We start from the raw sequence: 17,300 nt of genomic DNA, 5'->3' as shown, positions 1-17,300 counted from the left end.
GTAGGTTCTTCGATCCATGCAAAACCCTGCTCCTTGCAATGACGATTTGGGTATCAACAACGCAGGTATGACATTATTAATTACTTCTTCTTAAACATCTCGAGCATTCTTTTTGTTACTATAAATCCGCCGAAGATATTTATAGAAGCAAGCAGCGTTGCAAAATACCCTAGTAGACCGGGAAACCCAAAAGCAGAGCTACTTGCAGCAATCATAGAACTAAGAACTATAATACCTGAAATAGCGTTAGTAATAGACATAAGCGGAGTATGGAGTGCAGGCGTTACTTTCCACACAACATAATAGCCCACAAAAGAAGCTAATACAAAAATAGTTATAGCAAATACTAGCGGATCTATAGTACTTGTGTTTGTTTGCCAACTAGTGTCTATTACCAAATCTTTTAATTTATCTGATAATTCTTGGGTATTATGGGCAATTTCAGCAGCCTGTTTAGCCATCGTCGGTAATTGATTCATATATTTAATTTCTCACTCACAATTTTTCCGTCTTTAGTAATCAACATCTCACGTACTAACGCATCATCCATATTAAACTTACCGTCTTGCAATGCATAGGTTAGAAAATTATACAAATTCTTAGCATATAATTTTGAGCTGTCGGTAGCAATTTTAGTAGCAAGGTTTGATAAACCTATTATTGTAACTCCGTGCTTAGTAACGATCTCATCCGGTTCTGAACCTTCCACGTTACCGCCTGTACTAGTCGCTATATCAACAATCACTGAGCCGCGCTGCATAGATTCTAGCATTTTTTCCGTAACAAGCAGAGGTGCTTTTTTTCCCGGAATTTGTGCAGTAGTAATAACTATATCATATCCTTTAATAATTTTTGCTAAAAACTCTTCTTGTTTAGCTTTATAATCTTCCGAACTCTCGTGAGCATAGCCTGATTTATCTTGTAAATCCTCCTGTAATTCCGGTGAAACAAACTTAGCTCCTAAGCTTTCTACCTGCTCTTTGGTAGCAGCTCTTACATCATATCCTGCAACAATGCTACCAAGCCTTTTTGCCGTTGCAATAGCTTGAAGACCGGCAACACCGATACCAAGCACTAAAGTTTTACACGGTGAAATCGTCCCTGCTGCCGTCATCATCATAGGAAAAGCCCTTGTGTAATGATAGCTTGCTTCAATTACCGCTCTATAGCCTACTAAGTTACTTTGAGAAGATAAAGCGTCCATATTTTGAGCTTTAGTAATTCTCGGCACAAACTCCATAGCAAAAGTCGTAAGGTTTTTTTTAGCTGCCGCTTTTATATATTCATGATTTAAATAAGGCGATAATAATCCTACAATAATTGCTCCTTTTTTTGCAAATTCAAGCTCACTACATTTATCTGTAACAGATGAAGGTTGCACCTTTAATATAATATCAGCATCAGAAATAATTTCGAGTGGTACCGAAGATATTTTAGCACCTAGAGCAACATATTCTTCATCAAGAAAACCGGCATGAAGCCCTATATCTTTTTCTACCATAACCGTATAACCTTTTTTGACTAGCAATCCTGCTACTTCAGGCGTTATAACGGCTCGTGTTTCATGCTTGGCTTTTTCTTTTAAAGCAACGATTTTCATAAATACTAATTATATTTTGCATTAACTAAATACATAAGGTATTTTAAACATAATTTAAAATATAAAACAACGAAAATGAAAAAAATATTTTTTCTAATCATTATTTATCTTTTTGTGAATTCAAGCTTAGCATTTGGGGCAGATGATAAAACAGCTATTTCGGAGCTAAAAACTTATCTACGTACGATAAAATCGGTTGCGATAGATTTTACTCAAGAAGATTCGTACGGTAAAACAGTTAAAGGAAAATTACTGATCCATAAACCTTATAATTTTAGATGTAATTATTATCCTCCTTTCCCTTTAGTTATAATAGGTACTAAAAATTTCGTATCGATGTATGATTATGATATGGAGCAAGTAAGCCGTATTAATAGAAGCGAAAATACATTTAATTTTTTATTAGAAGATAATGAGCATTTTGACAAGGATTTTGTTTTTGAATCAGTAATTAACGAAAGAAATATTTCTAAAATTACTATCTATCATACTCTAACGGAAAAACGTAGCGAAATTACTTTTAATAAAGCTACTCAAAAAATTGAAGCATTAAAAATATTTGAAGATAATAATATAGTCACTATTACTTTTGATAAAATAGCTAAAGTACAAAAATTTTCCGATGATTTGTTTAAAGTAAAAAACCCTGAAATATTCGGTCCTCCTAAAAGATTAACAAAATCGGAAATAGAAAAAAAATATATTGTTTCTTGAAAATAAACAGGTTATGTTAATTATGCTAGTAGTGGGCATTGTACCTGTTTAGTCGGTCAGGTCTGAAAGGAAGCAGCCAGAGTGGGATTTGATGGGTCATTACTAGCATTATTCTAATTTTTGTCATTTCTACAGCAAGGCGGTTCGTTTTATGTCATTCCCGCGAAAGCAGGAATTCAGTAAAACATATACAAAATAAATTTTTTATATGTTTATTTTACAAAATACGTATTTTGTAGCAATATCAAGGTTATTTTCTCTAGATTCCCGCTTTCGCGGGAATGACATAGAGAACCATGCAATAAAGCCAGTTTTCTGCTAAAATGATATAAAAAGTCTTATAACTATCGTGCTAGATATAAATTCATCAAATCAATATATTCCTTTTGCAAGGAAATATCGCCCTAGTAACTTTGCCGAGCTTCAGGGGCAAGAGGTATTAGTCAAAGTTTTAAGCTATACTATTTTAAACGATAGGCTCGCCGGAGGCTATCTTTTAACAGGTATTAGAGGAGTCGGTAAAACTACTTCCGCCCGAATTATTGCTAAATCCGTCAACTGTTCTGCTTTAATTACCGAAAATACGACTATTAAAACATGCGAGGAATGTACGAATTGCATCAGCTTTAATAATCATAATCACCCTGATATAATCGAAATTGATGCAGCAAGTAAAACTAGCATAGATGACATACGTAGAATTATAGAATCCGCCGAGTATAAGCCCCTACAAGGTAAGCATAAAATCTTCATTATTGATGAGGTGCATATGCTCTCTAAAGGGGCATTTAATGCACTTCTTAAGACACTGGAAGAACCACCACCTCATATAATATTTATCTTTGCAACAACGGAAGTACAAAAGATACCTGCAACTATTATCTCAAGATGTCAACGTTATGATTTAAGGCGGTTGAGTTTTGAAGAGATTTTTAAGCTACTTGAATATATAACTAAGCAAGAAAATTTAAAAACCGATATAGAAGCACTAAGAATTATAGCTTACAAATCGGAAGGGTCGGCACGTGATGCAGTCTCTATTTTAGATCAAGCAGCTAGTATGTCGGCGAAATCTGACAATATAATTAGTCCTCAAGTAATTAATCAAATGCTTGGGCTTGTCGATAGTTCGGTTATAATAGAATTTGTCGAATGTATTATCCACAGAGAGACGGAAAAAGCTATAAATTTAATAAATAAACTTTACGGTTCTTCGGTTAATCTTGAGATTTTTATAGAATCGGTATCAGATTTTATTGCTTATCTTAATAAAGTAAAAATGTTACCTAATTATAGTTTGCCTATATACGAATCATTTAATGATAGAACTAAAAACATATTAGATAACACCAGCTTGCCGCACTTATCAATCTTATGGCAAATATATAATAAGGGAGTAGGGGAAATAAAAATTTCCTATAACCAACTAACAGAAACGGAAATGTTAGTTATAAAATCTATATATTCGACATCGCTACCCTTGCTTACAGATTTTGACGGTAATAATCAAAATTTAAATCAATCAATTAATCCAGAAATAAAAAAAAATTTGAAATTGTAGATTTTCTTGAATATTTATATAAAAATAATGAGATAGATATATATTATTTCCTGCTCAATCATACGGAACTTAAAAATCTCAGTAATAATAGATTAGAGTTCGTAAGTCTTGAAGTTACAAGCAAAATAAAAAGACAAATAGAAGATTTGTTAGCTGCTTTTACTAATGAAAAGTTTGAGATAGTAATAATAAAAGAGCAGAACAAGCAAACCTTAAAGAATCAGTTAATTGGTAAGATTGAAGCAAGTAACGATTTTGGTTTAATTAAAAAACATTTTCCAAATATAACAATTTCAGATATTTTACTTAAAAGCTAAAAATATATAGGATAGAATTATGGTAAATTTTAATCAGTTTTTAAAGCAAGCCCAATTAATGCAAAAGAAAATGCAAGAAGCTCAAGAGCAAATGGCAAATGCAAGATATACTGGTAAAGCCGGCGGCGGACTTGTTGAGGTTATTGCAACCGGTAAAGGCAACGTTGAAAAGATTTCAATTGATGAATCTTTATTAAAAGCAGAAGAAAAAGAAATGCTTGAGGATTTAATTAAAGTTGCCTTTAATGATGCTCAACAAAAATGTGATGAAGATTCTCAAAATTCTTTATCAGGAGCTTTAAACGGTATGAGCTTACCACCAGGCTTTAAAATGCCGTTTTAACACGGCTCTTTTACGTCATTCTTGCAAAGATCGTGTTGAGTGGACACAAGTCGTCATTGCATGCGAACGTTAGTGAGCATGGCAATCTCAGGAATTCTTCCCAAGATTACTTCGTCAATTTACTATTGTAAATTTCTTCGCAATGACGGAAAAACTGCTCCACGCAACAACGTCTTTAGTCGCTTAGCTCATGACGATTTGGTATCCATATTTATTCACAAAATATCATCATAATAAGATGTATTATCCCCAACATCTCATTAAGCTCTGTTTGCGCTATCTCAGGCAAAACTTTAAGTTTCTCTTTTAATATTTGATATTCTTCATTATATATTTCTTTATATTTCAATAGCGTTTTATCCCTATTTTATACCTAAGAGACGGGATAATCATATCGTTTATTTTATCTAATTTTTGCTCTAATTTTTCTTTTTGCTCTTCTGTTAGCTCTTTTTTACCGGTTTCTAAAAAACTTTTCAAATTACGAGCATCTTGTAGATAAAGTTTAACAACATCAATATTATAATTAGTATCCAAAAGTTTTATTGATGCTTTCCAAGCTATAAATTCTATTAATTTTTCAAATGAAAATTTCTACTAAATTTTCCGTTTCTACATTCTTCTGCCAATTTATGAAAATTATCTTCACAATTTACGTCATCAGGATTAGCCTCTGTCTTCAGTAGTATTTTAACTATATTTTCTTTACTTAGAATAGACGCTATATGCAGAGGTGTATCATCGTGTTCATTTAGTGGTATTGTTGCAAACTCATTAGAAACAGCCATCTTATTATTAACAAGTTCTTTGATCTTCTTAATGTCTTAATTGTAAATAGTATTAAACAAATTGATTTCGTCATATTTATATTGATACACAAAACCCTTTTATTTAAAAAAGGCATGTTGGCACTTTTTGATATAAAGGCCAAGAAATAATTAACAATTTAACTATTTCTTAATAACAAGGAAATTTGTAAAAAATAGACATCTTTCCAAAGTAGTTTATAGAAAGGAATTTAAAGGATACACGGAAGCACTTGCCGCTGCAGCATATATAGACATACGTGAAGATTAGGGATTAGGATCGACGTACAAATTGCCTTTAGAAGCAAGTTATGCAAGAAGTCTAATAATTCAAGATCAATAAATCCTTATCAATCCTGAAACCTTTGAAACGCTCAAGTAGCGACATACCAAGAAGCGAAATATCAAGGTCACCAAGACCTACATGTCCTTTGATGTTCTTAAATTCCGTACCGATTACTACACTATTTAAGGTTATAGGGGCGGCTTTATTTTCGCCGTTAGCTGTTAGATAAGTTCTAGTATATTTTAATTTAGTTAAGTCAAAGCCTAATTTTTGAGCATCTTCTTTAGTTAAAGCTATATCACTTGTCCCTGTATCTACCATAAATTTTATTTTAACGTTATTTACAAAAGCATTGATATAAAAATGCCCGTCTCTGCTACGGGCTATAATAATTTCTCCAACTTCAGTAGACCATTTATATGATGGAATTAAAGCAGACATTACTCTATGATAAGCGTAGTTCAGCTCAAACCTAAAAGCATAACCGGTTATTATAACTAAGAAAATTACTGCCCACATTGCTAATTGCAAACAAAATCTGCGTATTTCATTTTGGCTAATAGTACTGTAAATTATACTAAATAATATTAATAATGACACACAAAAACTCCCTATATTTTGTGGTGCTTTAAAAAATTTTGGATAATGTTGATTGATACATTTGCATAATAAACCGGTTACAATTACGGTGCTGCAAATGATAAAAATAAGTTTTATGAGTTTTTTATTCATATAATATACTACAAGTAAATAAAGAATAGGTATACGAAGTTCTATCTGAGTATATAAATTTTAATCCATATAATCAAACCAAAGTCCCAGCCCATTTTTAAGTGGAAAACTACCTTCTTGGTTCACTAGAATAATAATTCCAAGTTCTTCTGACTGTATAAAGCCAATAAAAGAATTAATACCGTTAATTATATAGCCTGAGTGAAAAATTAAATCCTTATTTGAGCATCCTCTTACTTTAAGAATACGCCATCCAAGAGCATAATATGACTCAATAATTTTTTGATTAATAGGCCAAATCGGTTGCCATTTAAATCCAAAAACATCTTTGTTTGATTCTACTATTTTATACATACGATCTTAAAGTACTTTTAGCAATAAAATTCGGTTTATAACCAAAACTAAGTGTGAATATTTCAATCATTCCATCTATCGATGCAAAAATACCGACAGATTCAGGTACCGTCTTTGGGTAATAAGGCGGAAACGGCAGCAATGTTATTACCTCCTGTCCGTCTATTATTGCTTTAGAATGCGGATAAGCAAGTTGTACATTCAGGCCCTAGCGGTAATATTTGTATATCTTGCGTTCTAAACTTGATTTTTTACAATTTAAAGCTTCTTCAAGTAAACTAAAATATGTTACTATACTTATAGCATTGCCCGGGTTTACAACTAGCTTGTTGTTTTTTTAGCAACGTTAAAAGCTTATTCATTCCTTGCTCAATTTCAATATTTCCTGAGAATTGATAACCTGTTGTATGGCTTAAAATATTATTAAGACTAATAGCATTTTTAGGTATGGTAATTTGAATTTTTCGTCAAAATCTCAACTTATCTTGATCTACCATTAATGCAATTGCCGTTGCTGAAACAGCTTTTAAAACCGATGCTAAAGGAAATAAAGTTTTATCCATAAATAACTCCTCTATTACCTTTCTGATTTCCAAACATTGTTTTATAAATAAATAACTTCACCTTTGTATAAAATTGCAATTGCTCCTCCTTGTAATTCGTCTTTTTGCAATTCAAGCTTTTTAGTTTTTGCGGTAATTCTACTCATGTCTGTGCCAAAACTGTACGATGTGATAATAGTAACATTATACTAAAAAATAGGATAAGCTTTTTATTCATATGGCGATATTATTTATTGATTCTATGTCATTCCTGCGAAAGCAGGAATCCAGCTTTCTAAACAAATTACATACTAAATTTTTATATGATTTTTTTTATTTTTACCATTTTTTACTGGATTCCCGCTTTCGCGGGAATGACAAAAGCTACTTTTAACCGCTATTGCCTTTTCTTTATCTTTTAATCTAATAAGTAGCAAGCTCTAATAAATATTTGTCATCTAAAGCTTCAATAATTTGCTCATATAATTCAGCTGGAATTAGATAAGCAATCGGTTTATTATGATTTAATAAGGCAACAGGTTCACCACTTGCCTTATCCAATAATGCAGTAGGGCTTTTTTTAAATTCTGATATACTAACTGCTAGATTTGCATAAATATATTCCATTATTGACTCCAAGTAAACGAAGAAAGTTATACGAAGATCAACTTGGACAAGAGCAAGGAGTCTGCAAGACTAGGAGTGGAGCGTATCCTTAATACGTGGTTACCTGCGAACTTATTTAGACGACGTAGCCAGTTTTTTAAGTTCATTGAGGATACCTATAATTAATACTAAATCTAAATACTAATTTATAGGCTATAATTTTATCTTTATCAAGAAAATCACCTTAAATCGCCGATATTCTCTAAAAACAACCTAGCTCGATGCGATGCCGGTTTATTAAAAAAATCCTCGGCAGGCTGATTTGCTAAAATCTGTCCTTGATCCATAAAAATAACACGATCCGCTATTAATTTTGCAAACTTCAAATGGTGCGTGACTACTACCATGCTCATTTGATCTTTTAATAAATTTATATTCTCTATAACATCTTTAATATTTTCAGGATCGAGTGCCGAAGTCGGTTCGTCGAATAACAAAATTTTCGGCTTCATCATTAAAGCCCTTGCTATTGCGGTACGTTGCTTTTGCCCTCCTGATAGGCTTGCCGGATATGAGTCAAATTTTTGCGTTAGCTTAAATTTTGCAAGCAATTCCTTTGCCATAGAAATTGCTTGTTCTTTTGGCAAATTTAAAACATTTACCGGCGTATAGATTAGGTTTTCTCCTACCGTTAAATGCGGGAATAGATTAAAATTTTGAAAAACCATACCAACTTTTAAAAGAAGCTTTCTTCTATCTTTAAGCAGTAGCTTCTTCCCGTCTACCAAAAAAGTACCGCTACTTGGTTCTTCTAAATTATTTAAAATTCTAAGCAGAGTAGTTTTACCGCTTCCAGAAGGACCGATTATTACAGTAGTTTCCTTAGTAGTAAAACTTAAATCAATATTCTTAATTGCATAATTCTTGCCATAACGCTTACAAACTTTTTCTAAAATAATCATAAACTAGACCGTAAATTTATAACCGTCATAAAGCGGCTTAACGTTATTTGGAAGCATTTTCGTAATCTCATGATAATCTATCGTGTGTCTCATATTGGTTAATAATATCTGCTCAGGTTTATATTTTTCACGCCATTCTAAAACTTTATCAAGCCCTACATGATTCGGATTTGATTTATAATCCATACAATCTAATATCCATATTTTTATATCTTTTAAAAATTTATCTGATTCAGGAGGAAAATCGATTAAATCGGGCGAATAAACGAAATCACCTATACGTAAGCCCAAGCTATCTATAGGACCGTGATGCTGTCTAAAAAATTGTATTTCGATAGTATTAATCTTAATTTTATCAAAAAAACTAACAGATTGAGTTGTGAACAGTCGCCCAAGCTTAAATAACTTATTGTTAAATAGATAATCAAATTTTGTATGGAGCTTTGCCGTACTATCGTAATCTGTATAGATTTCAAATGGCTTGCCTTGCATAAAAGTAAATACTCGTAAATCATCGATGCCGTTAACGTGATCGGAATGATAATGTGTTAATATAGCACAATCGAGCTTATTTATCTTTTCTCGTAATAGTTGACTTCTAATATCAAAACCGAAATCAACTAATATTTGACTATTTTCATCGTTAATATATATTGCTGATCTAGTCCTTTTATTGTACTTTGAAGGAGATGTGCAAGTACTACAATTGCACCCGATCACTGGTACGCCTATAGATCCTCCACACCCAAGTATTATTACTTGTAACATAAATATTTAAAATAATGTTTGAAGTTTTTTATAATTTTTGCGGCTTAAATCAAGAAATATTCTTATGTTTGAATAACTTACTAATATCGGCTTTATACCTTATTTTTTTAAAATAATTTCGTTTTGTTTTAATATCGCTAATTTCGCCTTAATATATATTTTATACTGTATATATTTTTATATTCAATTAAAGAAAACCAAAAATGATAAGAAGCGGCAAAATAAATTCTGGCACAATTATAATAAGTTAGTTGAAATCGGTATAATATACGGGGTATTCGGTTTAATTTTTACCGCTCTTAAATTTTCAGTTAATTTCCCTCGCCCTTATTGCAGTCTTCCTGTAGATAGTTTCATGACCATAATAAATACTGCAAACGAAAGATGCTTTTCAAGCTTTCCAAGTAGCCACGCAGCTCTTAGCGTGTTAGTAACGTATTTTGCTTGGAATTATATAAAATTACCATTAAAAATCTTAATGATTTGTGTTATTATGCTCGTGTCTTTATCTCGCATAAGCCTTGCTATGCATTACCCAAGTGATATAATCTACGGCATTATTATTGCATTTATAACAATACTGATAGGTAAGTTAATTTATCGCATCTTTGCAAATCATATAATAAGAAAGATCGGGGATTTTCTATTAATGAGGCAGTAATTAAGAAAAAACATATAAAAAACTTGTTTTTTAATCTTGAAAGTTTTTAATATGCGCGCTACAATGTAGCTACATTATTGAAAGAAGATTTTTATGTCTGCTGATTCTATTGTGCGAGCCCGTATTAATGAAGACGTGAAAGAAGAAGCAGCTTTAGTGCTTGCTGCTATGGGACTTACTTTATCTGATGCTGTTCGTATGCTGTTATTTCGTGTTGCTCGTGAAAAAGCATTGCCGTTTGATCCACTTATCCCAAATGATGAAACAATTAAAGCTATGAAAGCTGCAAGAAGCGGCAAATTAGTTCATGTTGGTAATATCAATAATTTGTTATCTGATTTAAATGAGAACGATTAAACGTACTGCACAGTTTAAACGTGGAATAAATTTGGATGATATTTTACTGAAAGCAGTTAGATACTTGGTTGCTGATATAACATGACCTATACATATGAGAGGTCATGCCCTTATAGAGGTAATTGGAAAGATTTTAGAGATTGTCATATTAAACCGGATTTAGTATTAATTTATAGAAAACCCGATGCTGGCACATTGAAGTTAATACGATTAGGTTCACACAGTGCACTTGGTTTTTAATTATTTTGAAATGAACCGGGAACGAGTTCCCCCAAAACCATCTAACCATCCATAGTACTGGACAGTCTTTGAAAAGCGTTTGATGTCGCTCCTAGCTAAAAACGAGAATGACATCAAAAAACCAAACAAACATTATGCTACTATACCGAAAATACTTTATAAAAAATATCTTACCGCTGCTTATAGTCGTTACTTTTTCAGTGACTAGTATAGTATGGATAACGCAAATATTAAAACTCTTATATTTATTTGATAAAGGTATAAAAGTTATAGACTTCTTCAGTTTAATAGTTTTAGTACTTCCTACTTTATTATTTATTCTGTTACCGGTAATAACGGTTATTACCATGATCTATATCTATAATAATTTAAAAGTCGAGCGACAATTAATTATATTACAAGCTTCAGGAGTTAATAATGTACAGCTAGCACTACCTGCTTTATATGTCGCATTAATAGTTATGCTACTTGCTTATTATATATCTTCTAACATCCTGCCGTTATCTCATATAAACTTAAAATCACGTTTAAACTTTATAAAGAATAATTATATCTCAAGTATGATTGAAGAGAAAACTTTTAATAAAGTAACGAAAGATATCACTGTTTTTATAGATAAAAAATCCGCAGGAAATATTATGAATGGCGTAATAATATTTGATAACCGCAACGCTGATAACCCATCAGTAATATTTGCGGGTTCAGGTACTCTTAATATATATGATAATAGCCCGATTTTTGAACTTAATAAAGGCTTAAGACAAGAATATGACGTAAACGGTAATTTAACTCAGTTAACTTTCGATTCTTTAATGATAAAACTACAAAATGATAATCCTTTAGTATCGCAAAGAACTAAACATAATAAAGAAGCAAACGAATATTATATAAGCGAATTACTTGCCCCTACTCATGATTTAGCTATTACTAAAAAAATTAAATTAATTGCTGAAGCACATCAAAGAATAATTTGGCCTTTATACAATTTTGTATTACCTTTTGTAGCACTTGCAGTTTTTTTGAGATATCCTTATAGCAAAAAAACAACTTTTATGCCGATATTATTTTCTGCCTTAACAGTATTGCTAGTTACTTCAAGTCATTTTATATTACAAAATTTTGCTTCAAAAAATCTAGATTTTATTTTTGCTTGTTATTTCAATTTGGTTATTGCTTTAACGATCGGATTATATTTATTTATACGTAAAAGAATATAAATTTATTAGACTACTTTATTCCAAGCTCCACGAGGATTTTGAGTAAAACAATCTATTTTGTTTTCCTGTCCGGTAAATTTATTTATTTTAATTGTTAATTCTTTTAAATCTTCCGGTAAATCGGTTATTATAATTATCCTTTTGAAAACTCTTATATACTCTTTTGCTTGTAAAATTTTTCCTATATCTGTAGGCGAAATAATAACAAGCACACTAGCATTATTAGGATTTTGTAACTCATCGGTAATATAAATCGGCTGTTTTTCAGGCTGCGGATCAAGTTTACTACCGTGAGGTATAAATTGCTTACGTGAATAAGTCCAAAGATTTTTATTGAGCATTTCTTGTTGATCTGCATCTGCAGTTAATATCACACTTTTAAGATCAGAGTGATAGCATTTTTCTATCAGAAGCAATATCGATTTTAGAAGCAATTCATCGCTTGTTTGATAAATACTAAATTGCTGCATAAAAATTTTATGTTATTTTTTATGAGAAAATTTAAGTGGTACGGATGAAGGGACTTGAACCCCCACGCCTCACGGCACAAGAACCTAAATCTTGCATGTCTACCAGTTCCATCACATCCGCGTATGGTAATGCCATTCCTGTAAAAAGGTGGCCTTGTTGCATGGATTCTATGTCATTCCTGCCTCTGCGGGAATGATATCAAAGTATTTCCATCAAAAAGTTATAATACACATCATATAATTTTTGTAAATCGCTAATTTTTGTGTATTCGTTTATTTTATGTGCCGTTTCGGATAATAAACCAAACTCTACTAACGGACAATAATTTTTGACGAATCTTGCATCCGACGTACCGCCACTTGTAGAGAATTCAGGCTTTATTTTAAGCGTATGCTCTACTACTTTAGCAAATTCTTTTATTTTATCGCTAGGGTTCTGAATAAAACTTTCAGCAGAACTACTATATTCTAACTTATAATCTACTTTATATTCTTTACAATGCTGTTTAATAATTTCTTCTACCTGTTTTGCTAAAGTTTCTGCACTATGTAAATTATTAAAACGTATATTGAAAGATGCTTCCGTACTTGCCGGAATTACGTTTGAAGTATTATTACTGACCTCGATATTCGTTACTTCAAGATTTGAACGTTGAAAAAATTCAGTACCTTCATCAAGTTTTATATTTGTTAACTCATTCAATATTATTATTAAGCAAGGCAATGGGTTATGTGCTTTATGAGGATAAGCTACATGCCCGCTTAAGCCTTCTATATTTAATTTAAAGTTAACACTTCCTCTTCTGCCAATCTTAATTGCATCGCCTATTTCTTTTTCACAAGTAGGTTCACCGACAATAGCAAAATTTATCTTATATCCTTGATCATAAATATATTGCAGCATTTCTTTAGTACCATGCTTTGCTTTTCCCTCTTCATCACTAGTAAGTAAGAAACTAATGGAACCTTTAAAATCGGTATTATTTTTTATAAAATCTAAGCTGGCAGCTAGAAAGCACGCTATAGCCCCTTTCATATCCACCGCACCTCTGCCATATATCTTACCGTCTTGCTGGCTAGCTTTAAATGGCCTCGCATTATGCCAAAGCTCATGATTGCCTGCCAGCACTACATCTACATGACCAACAAAGCAAATATTAGGCTCATTGCTACCGAAAACAGCATAAAGATTAGTGACTTGCTCACTTTTAGAATCACCAAATATTTTTATTTCGGTCTTAAAGCCGTGCTGTTTAAGCAAATCATTAATATACTCAATAGCCCCATCGCTCTTAGGAGTTACAGACTTAAAACCAATCAAATCTTTTAAGTAGTTAATGTACATCAATTATTGCCAAAGAGAATTTAATGTGGTTTTTAGTTTGTTTTCAAATTGTTTTATATAGTTTTTAAGGTTGTCAATCTTACTTTGAGCTCTGTTACCATTTTTTGCTGTTCTTCAAGAGGCGGGATAGGAATTTGTAAATCCTCTAAATCTTTCAAATAAACGTGAGGTTGACCTGATCCAGCTTGCTTTTGGTATATTATATTTTGCTGAGATTTTAAAATATAATATAGATATTTAGTTAACAATAGTTTTTCATTAATTGAATAGATTACGTTACAATCTGAAGCCCACATTGGTGAATTATGATACCAAATATATCCAGCATATGCTCCCAATGAAGAAATAGTGATTATGTTACCGTTAAAATTATATTGATTATGTGAATAAGGACTAACCCGACCAACTGCTATTACTGGAATATCCCCCTTAATTGCAGTATTAATGTTAATCATTTTACCTTTTTTACATACTATTAATGTTGTATACTCCTTACGCTCAAGAGATAAAATATTACTTTTTAATTTATTGATAATGATATCGCCAAATTTAACAATTTCCCATTGTTTATTTATTTCAAAATAAGGATGCCAATTATCTATTATCTGTTTTGCCCCCTCTATTATCTTTTGATAGCTATTCAATTCTTTAATAATTTTCTGTTGTTTTTCTAGAGACAGAAGAGAAATGTAAATTGAGTTTATATGTTCTCTACTTAAACCAGGCTGAGCACCTTTATTATAAGCTAAGTTCTTATTAATTTGACTTTGAATTATATCGCTATTTAAACAATAAAATAAATAAGATTGATGCATAATATTCGGTTTCCCTCTAAAAATATAAACATGTTCATTAACCATTACTTCTATTTGCGGTAAAATTTTATCATCTACAAAACACACTTTACCCGTTAATGCTCCATCTTTACACATTAAAATATCATTGTTTTTCACCAATCCTTTTTTAGCTATTTGATAAAAATCGAGATCTATAAAAGGAATTTAGATAAATTTAATTTTCCATCCTCGCCTGTTTAAATAATTTATACCGACAATTTTTCTTTTTTTATTGTCTAGATGTAACGCCGATATTTTTAACCTCATAAAACCAATATTCTTTTTGATTATTCGGTTTATGTGCATCGATAAAATAAAGTATTGACGTTTTTACTCCTGTATAAGGTAAAAAAGTACCTTGCGGTAGAGAGATAACGAGTTGCAGCTTTGCTTTTGATAGTAAAAATTGACGCACAGCAGCGGTGTCTTTTCTGAATAAGAACCCTTCAGGTACTACCAATGCCATTCTACCACTCTCTTTTAAATTTTGTAGGCAATGCAAAACACAAGCAGCATCACCGTTATTTTTTGCAATGCCGTTATAAAAAGAGAAGTTATATGATTTTCTGTTATGGTTTTGCCGTTTTTGCTAGTTTTTTTAGTGATAGTTTGAAAAAATGGCAATTAGCAACAATTACATCAAACTTTAACTGCTGATCAGTTAAGGGTTTAACATCATTAGGGTTCTCAAGACTATTTATTTGCTGAATTCCGCTATGTCCATCACCATGCAAAATCATATTCATCTTAGCGATTCTAGCGGTTTTGGTTAACTCTCGCCCATATAATATATTAAATCTTAATTTTTCTACATCGGTATTAATTATATTATTTTCTTTGATATAATTAAAAGCTTCAGTTAAGAATCCACCTGTACCGAAAAAGGATCATAAATTGTTTCTTTAAATTTAGGATCAACCAAATTAATAATGGTTTTAACTATATTTCTCAGTGTAAAATATTCGCCTAAATCACTTTTCCGTTGATGTAATTTTTTCTAAGAAATATTCCATCGCCTTTTATATCTTCATATAAGATATAATCCGGTCTTTTTCCGTTTAATCTTGTCTGTTCTATTTTTGATTTTGGTTTTTGGAAATAAACATTCTTTTTAGTATCATTATCTATATGCTGCCATACCTTATTTACAAGGTTATTGCTGATAATACATTCAATCCATTCGGTTTGCTGTTCTGCTAACATAAGAATTGCTTAGATATTTTTTGTAATTAATAATTATATCTTCTTACACTTATTATACAAGCTTATAAAAGTACAAAAAACAACTTTTTATCTCACTAAAAAATAAATTATTGCTATGGATTTATATAGATTTTTGACTTTCTTAATGAATTTAAATAACTTATTATTATGAGCTTGTTATAACTAATATTAAAATCATGAGTATAAATAACCAGTTAAGAGAATTAATTAAATCAGGTACTTTTGCCGGTATATTATTAATTATTGCTTTTACCTTAGCAATAATTGTCAGCAATAACATTTTCCTAACAAAATATTATTCTTCTTTTATTTACAGTAAATTTTCTTTAACAATAGGAAATGTAAGTTTACAAACAACTTTTATAGAGTTAGTTAATGACGGTCTCATGACTTTCTTCTTTTTATTAATAGGTTTAGAGATGACATTTCACCTAGTAGAAGGTGAACATAAAAATAAAAAAACTAATATTACCTGCAGCGGTAGCCCTTGGAGGTGTGGTAATTCCTGTCTTAATATACATATTTTTTAATTACGATAAACCGGGATTAATAAAAGGATGGGCTATTCCTATCGCAACTGATACTGCTTTTGTCCTTGGTATTTTATCTTTTTTCAGCCGACATATATCTTTAGAATTACGAGCTTTTATTATAGGTTTCTCATTAATTGACGATGCTTTTACGTTAATTATACTAGCTTTGTTTTATACTAAAACAATCAATACTCCGGCATTATTAATTTCCTCTATAATTATATTCATCTTGTTTATATTGAATTATCGACAAGTTAAACAATTATTTTATTATATAATTGTAGGTTTATTATTATGGATTAGTATGGTGGAGTCAGGTATTCACGATACTTTATGCAGAGCCATTATAGCACTTTTTATACCTGTTAATATAAAAGGAGAATTTAATACTTCTTTTAAAAAACTTGAAAACTTAACTCGTCCTTTTGTAAATTACTTTATTTTACCGCTTTTTGTATTTATGAATTCCGGTATCCTTTTAGAAAATTTTGCATTTAAAGGCATTTGTTCCAACTCAATACTTGCTTTAATTTATGGGATAATATTTGGTTTATTTGTAGGTAAGCAATTAGGTATTATGCTATTTTCATATCCATTTGTAAAATTAAACTCTGTAATTTACCAAGTGATACTTCATGGTTAAAATTTTATTCTATAGCTATACTTGGAGGGATTGGATTTAAAGTTTATTTATAGGTAGTATTACGTTTGAGAGCAGCTGCCCTTCAAACTCTATAAGAGCTGCAGTAATAATAGGCTCTTTAATTTCTGCATTATTTGGCGTAGCCGTTCTAAAATATTGTACTAGAAAAGAGTAAAGAAGCAA

21 protein-coding genes, 1 tRNA gene, 1 other RNA gene and 6 pseudogenes are annotated in these 17,300 nt (G+C 31.1%); 9 read left to right on the top strand and 20 right to left on the bottom strand.

What is annotated here, in order from left to right:
- Positions 1 to 80: 80 nt before the first annotated feature.
- Together RAT170B_RS04260 and RAT170B_RS04255 are read right to left on the bottom strand one after the other, a co-directional pair.
- The gene (locus tag RAT170B_RS04260; protein ID WP_010977888.1) at positions 81 to 479 is read right to left on the bottom strand and encodes an NAD(P) transhydrogenase subunit alpha; all 399 of its coding nucleotides are present in this window, start codon (positions 477 to 479) and stop codon (positions 81 to 83) included.
- Positions 476 to 1,600, bottom strand: a complete 1,125-nt coding sequence (locus RAT170B_RS04255; RefSeq protein ID WP_045805686.1) for an NAD(P) transhydrogenase subunit alpha — start codon at positions 1,598 to 1,600, stop codon at positions 476 to 478. Before RAT170B_RS04255 ends, RAT170B_RS04260 begins: the two co-directional genes overlap by 4 nt.
- 75 nt (positions 1,601 to 1,675) lie before the next feature.
- Between RAT170B_RS04255 and RAT170B_RS04250 the strand changes: the two genes are divergently transcribed.
- From RAT170B_RS04250 to RAT170B_RS04240, 4 genes and pseudogenes are all read left to right on the top strand, one after another.
- Positions 1,676 to 2,314, top strand: a complete 639-nt coding sequence (locus tag RAT170B_RS04250) for an outer-membrane lipoprotein carrier protein LolA (protein ID WP_045805685.1) — start codon at positions 1,676 to 1,678, stop codon at positions 2,312 to 2,314.
- Positions 2,315 to 2,334: 20 nt separating this feature from the next.
- Positions 2,335 to 2,428, top strand: an RNA gene (ffs, locus tag RAT170B_RS08760) — signal recognition particle sRNA small type.
- Between the two features lie 235 nt (positions 2,429 to 2,663).
- Positions 2,664 to 4,192 (top strand): annotated as a pseudogene (dnaX, locus tag RAT170B_RS04245) (DNA polymerase III subunit gamma/tau).
- A gap of 19 nt (positions 4,193 to 4,211) precedes the next feature.
- Positions 4,212 to 4,535, top strand: a complete 324-nt coding sequence (locus RAT170B_RS04240) for a YbaB/EbfC family nucleoid-associated protein (RefSeq protein WP_014014906.1) — start codon at positions 4,212 to 4,214, stop codon at positions 4,533 to 4,535.
- 345 nt (positions 4,536 to 4,880) lie between these two features.
- On the opposite strand, the gene RAT170B_RS04235 is transcribed toward RAT170B_RS04240, so the two are convergent.
- From RAT170B_RS04235 to RAT170B_RS04195, 8 genes and pseudogenes are all read right to left on the bottom strand, one after another.
- The gene (locus RAT170B_RS04235) at positions 4,881 to 5,072 is read right to left on the bottom strand and encodes a hypothetical protein (RefSeq protein ID WP_045805683.1); all 192 of its coding nucleotides are present in this window, start codon (positions 5,070 to 5,072) and stop codon (positions 4,881 to 4,883) included.
- A gap of 35 nt (positions 5,073 to 5,107) precedes the next feature.
- Complete coding sequence (locus tag RAT170B_RS04230; RefSeq protein ID WP_045805682.1) at positions 5,108 to 5,323, bottom strand: ankyrin repeat domain-containing protein; 216 nt, start codon at positions 5,321 to 5,323, stop codon at positions 5,108 to 5,110.
- Positions 5,324 to 5,663: 340 nt separating this feature from the next.
- A complete protein-coding gene (locus RAT170B_RS04225) occupies positions 5,664 to 6,359 on the bottom strand; it encodes a TIGR02281 family clan AA aspartic protease (RefSeq protein WP_045805681.1) in 696 nt (231 codons plus the stop codon).
- A 60-nt stretch (positions 6,360 to 6,419) separates the two neighbouring features.
- On the bottom strand, positions 6,420 to 6,713 hold the full coding sequence (locus RAT170B_RS04220; RefSeq protein WP_261368702.1) for a serine hydrolase: 294 nt from the start codon (positions 6,711 to 6,713) through the stop codon (positions 6,420 to 6,422).
- A 467-nt stretch (positions 6,714 to 7,180) separates the two neighbouring features.
- A complete protein-coding gene (locus tag RAT170B_RS11500) occupies positions 7,181 to 7,276 on the bottom strand; it encodes a serine hydrolase (RefSeq protein WP_014014913.1) in 96 nt (31 codons plus the stop codon).
- A 371-nt stretch (positions 7,277 to 7,647) separates the two neighbouring features.
- Positions 7,648 to 7,882, bottom strand: a pseudogene (locus RAT170B_RS04205) (type II toxin-antitoxin system Phd/YefM family antitoxin); the annotation flags it as partial.
- Positions 7,883 to 8,100: 218 nt separating this feature from the next.
- Positions 8,101 to 8,823 carry an amino acid ABC transporter ATP-binding protein gene (locus RAT170B_RS04200; RefSeq protein ID WP_014014917.1) on the bottom strand — a complete coding sequence of 241 codons (723 nt, stop codon included), beginning with the start codon at positions 8,821 to 8,823 and terminating at the stop codon, positions 8,101 to 8,103.
- A gap of 3 nt (positions 8,824 to 8,826) precedes the next feature.
- Positions 8,827 to 9,591 (bottom strand): MBL fold metallo-hydrolase, encoded by a 765-nt coding sequence (locus RAT170B_RS04195; protein WP_045805679.1) that lies wholly within the window; start codon positions 9,589 to 9,591, stop codon positions 8,827 to 8,829.
- Positions 9,592 to 9,605: 14 nt separating this feature from the next.
- On the opposite strand from RAT170B_RS04195, the pseudogene RAT170B_RS04190 reads away from it, so the two are divergent.
- The 4 genes and pseudogenes from RAT170B_RS04190 to RAT170B_RS04180 all read left to right on the top strand — a co-directional run bounded on the left by RAT170B_RS04190 (position 9,606) and on the right by RAT170B_RS04180 (position 12,066).
- Positions 9,606 to 10,252: pseudogene (locus RAT170B_RS04190) on the top strand (phosphatase PAP2 family protein).
- A gap of 93 nt (positions 10,253 to 10,345) precedes the next feature.
- Positions 10,346 to 10,609 (top strand): type II toxin-antitoxin system RelB/DinJ family antitoxin, encoded by a 264-nt coding sequence (locus RAT170B_RS04185; RefSeq protein WP_014014920.1) that lies wholly within the window; start codon positions 10,346 to 10,348, stop codon positions 10,607 to 10,609.
- Between the two features lie 132 nt (positions 10,610 to 10,741).
- Positions 10,742 to 10,849: pseudogene (locus tag RAT170B_RS10805) on the top strand (type II toxin-antitoxin system mRNA interferase toxin, RelE/StbE family); the annotation flags it as partial.
- A gap of 134 nt (positions 10,850 to 10,983) precedes the next feature.
- Entirely contained in the window at positions 10,984 to 12,066 is a 1,083-nt protein-coding gene (locus tag RAT170B_RS04180; RefSeq protein WP_045805758.1) for an LptF/LptG family permease, read from the top strand.
- Positions 12,067 to 12,071: 5 nt separating this feature from the next.
- On the opposite strand, the gene RAT170B_RS04175 is transcribed toward RAT170B_RS04180, so the two are convergent.
- The 9 genes and pseudogenes from RAT170B_RS04175 to RAT170B_RS10460 all read right to left on the bottom strand — a co-directional run bounded on the left by RAT170B_RS04175 (position 12,072) and on the right by RAT170B_RS10460 (position 15,920).
- Positions 12,072 to 12,536 (bottom strand): DNA polymerase III subunit chi, encoded by a 465-nt coding sequence (locus tag RAT170B_RS04175; protein ID WP_014014923.1) that lies wholly within the window; start codon positions 12,534 to 12,536, stop codon positions 12,072 to 12,074.
- A gap of 36 nt (positions 12,537 to 12,572) precedes the next feature.
- Positions 12,573 to 12,657 (bottom strand) — tRNA-Leu (locus RAT170B_RS04170).
- Between the two features lie 78 nt (positions 12,658 to 12,735).
- Entirely contained in the window at positions 12,736 to 13,881 is a 1,146-nt protein-coding gene (gene dapE / locus RAT170B_RS04165) for a succinyl-diaminopimelate desuccinylase (RefSeq protein ID WP_024704402.1), read from the bottom strand.
- A 53-nt stretch (positions 13,882 to 13,934) separates the two neighbouring features.
- Positions 13,935 to 14,534 (bottom strand): restriction endonuclease subunit S, encoded by a 600-nt coding sequence (locus RAT170B_RS04160; protein ID WP_409994156.1) that lies wholly within the window; start codon positions 14,532 to 14,534, stop codon positions 13,935 to 13,937.
- Positions 14,535 to 14,540: 6 nt separating this feature from the next.
- Positions 14,541 to 14,834 (bottom strand): annotated as a pseudogene (locus RAT170B_RS11495) (restriction endonuclease subunit S); the annotation flags it as partial.
- 112 nt (positions 14,835 to 14,946) lie between these two features.
- Complete coding sequence (locus tag RAT170B_RS10475; RefSeq protein ID WP_409994155.1) at positions 14,947 to 15,252, bottom strand: class I SAM-dependent DNA methyltransferase; 306 nt, start codon at positions 15,250 to 15,252, stop codon at positions 14,947 to 14,949.
- Positions 15,253 to 15,286: 34 nt separating this feature from the next.
- Positions 15,287 to 15,541, bottom strand: a complete 255-nt coding sequence (locus RAT170B_RS10470; RefSeq protein ID WP_261368719.1) for an SAM-dependent methyltransferase — start codon at positions 15,539 to 15,541, stop codon at positions 15,287 to 15,289.
- Positions 15,542 to 15,576: 35 nt separating this feature from the next.
- Positions 15,577 to 15,660 (bottom strand): hypothetical protein, encoded by an 84-nt coding sequence (locus RAT170B_RS10465; protein WP_261368718.1) that lies wholly within the window; start codon positions 15,658 to 15,660, stop codon positions 15,577 to 15,579.
- Positions 15,661 to 15,683: 23 nt separating this feature from the next.
- Positions 15,684 to 15,920, bottom strand: coding sequence for a hypothetical protein (locus RAT170B_RS10460; protein WP_045805678.1), 237 nt, complete (start codon positions 15,918 to 15,920; stop codon positions 15,684 to 15,686).
- Positions 15,921 to 16,117: 197 nt separating this feature from the next.
- On the opposite strand from RAT170B_RS10460, the pseudogene nhaA reads away from it, so the two are divergent.
- Positions 16,118 to 17,117: pseudogene (gene nhaA / locus RAT170B_RS08735) on the top strand (Na+/H+ antiporter NhaA).
- Between the two features lie 36 nt (positions 17,118 to 17,153).
- Here the strand turns inward: nhaA and RAT170B_RS10455 are convergent.
- Positions 17,154 to 17,300: a hypothetical protein gene (locus RAT170B_RS10455; protein ID WP_014014929.1), complete on the bottom strand. Its 147-nt coding sequence runs from the start codon at positions 17,298 to 17,300 to the stop codon at positions 17,154 to 17,156.

Source organism: Rickettsia argasii T170-B (assembly GCF_000965185.1).
GTDB lineage: Bacteria > Pseudomonadota > Alphaproteobacteria > Rickettsiales > Rickettsiaceae > Rickettsia > Rickettsia rickettsii.
This window is presented reverse-complemented; position numbering and strand designations above follow the sequence as displayed.

What these genes read in the sequence shown, in the direction of transcription:
- RAT170B_RS10460 (WP_045805678.1), bottom strand. Translation starts at nt 15,920, where the DNA reads ATGTTAGCAGAACAGCAAACCGAATGGATTGAATGTATTATCAGCAAT.
- RAT170B_RS04180 (WP_045805758.1), top strand. Translation starts at nt 10,984, where the DNA reads ATGCTACTATACCGAAAATACTTTATAAAAAATATCTTACCGCTGCTT.
- RAT170B_RS04230 (WP_045805682.1), bottom strand. Translation starts at nt 5,323, where the DNA reads ATGGCTGTTTCTAATGAGTTTGCAACAATACCACTAAATGAACACGAT.
- RAT170B_RS04185 (WP_014014920.1), top strand. Translation starts at nt 10,346, where the DNA reads ATGTCTGCTGATTCTATTGTGCGAGCCCGTATTAATGAAGACGTGAAA.
- RAT170B_RS04225 (WP_045805681.1), bottom strand. Translation starts at nt 6,359, where the DNA reads ATGAATAAAAAACTCATAAAACTTATTTTTATCATTTGCAGCACCGTA.
- RAT170B_RS04260 (WP_010977888.1), bottom strand. Translation starts at nt 479, where the DNA reads ATGAATCAATTACCGACGATGGCTAAACAGGCTGCTGAAATTGCCCAT.
- RAT170B_RS04220 (WP_261368702.1), bottom strand. Translation starts at nt 6,713, where the DNA reads ATGTATAAAATAGTAGAATCAAACAAAGATGTTTTTGGATTTAAATGG.
- dapE (WP_024704402.1), bottom strand. Translation starts at nt 13,881, where the DNA reads ATGTACATTAACTACTTAAAAGATTTGATTGGTTTTAAGTCTGTAACT.
- RAT170B_RS04195 (WP_045805679.1), bottom strand. Translation starts at nt 9,591, where the DNA reads ATGTTACAAGTAATAATACTTGGGTGTGGAGGATCTATAGGCGTACCA.
- RAT170B_RS11500 (WP_014014913.1), bottom strand. Translation starts at nt 7,276, where the DNA reads ATGGATAAAACTTTATTTCCTTTAGCATCGGTTTTAAAAGCTGTTTCA.
- RAT170B_RS04250 (WP_045805685.1), top strand. Translation starts at nt 1,676, where the DNA reads ATGAAAAAAATATTTTTTCTAATCATTATTTATCTTTTTGTGAATTCA.
- RAT170B_RS04200 (WP_014014917.1), bottom strand. Translation starts at nt 8,823, where the DNA reads ATGATTATTTTAGAAAAAGTTTGTAAGCGTTATGGCAAGAATTATGCA.
- RAT170B_RS04255 (WP_045805686.1), bottom strand. Translation starts at nt 1,600, where the DNA reads ATGAAAATCGTTGCTTTAAAAGAAAAAGCCAAGCATGAAACACGAGCC.
- RAT170B_RS04240 (WP_014014906.1), top strand. Translation starts at nt 4,212, where the DNA reads ATGGTAAATTTTAATCAGTTTTTAAAGCAAGCCCAATTAATGCAAAAG.
- RAT170B_RS04175 (WP_014014923.1), bottom strand. Translation starts at nt 12,536, where the DNA reads ATGCAGCAATTTAGTATTTATCAAACAAGCGATGAATTGCTTCTAAAA.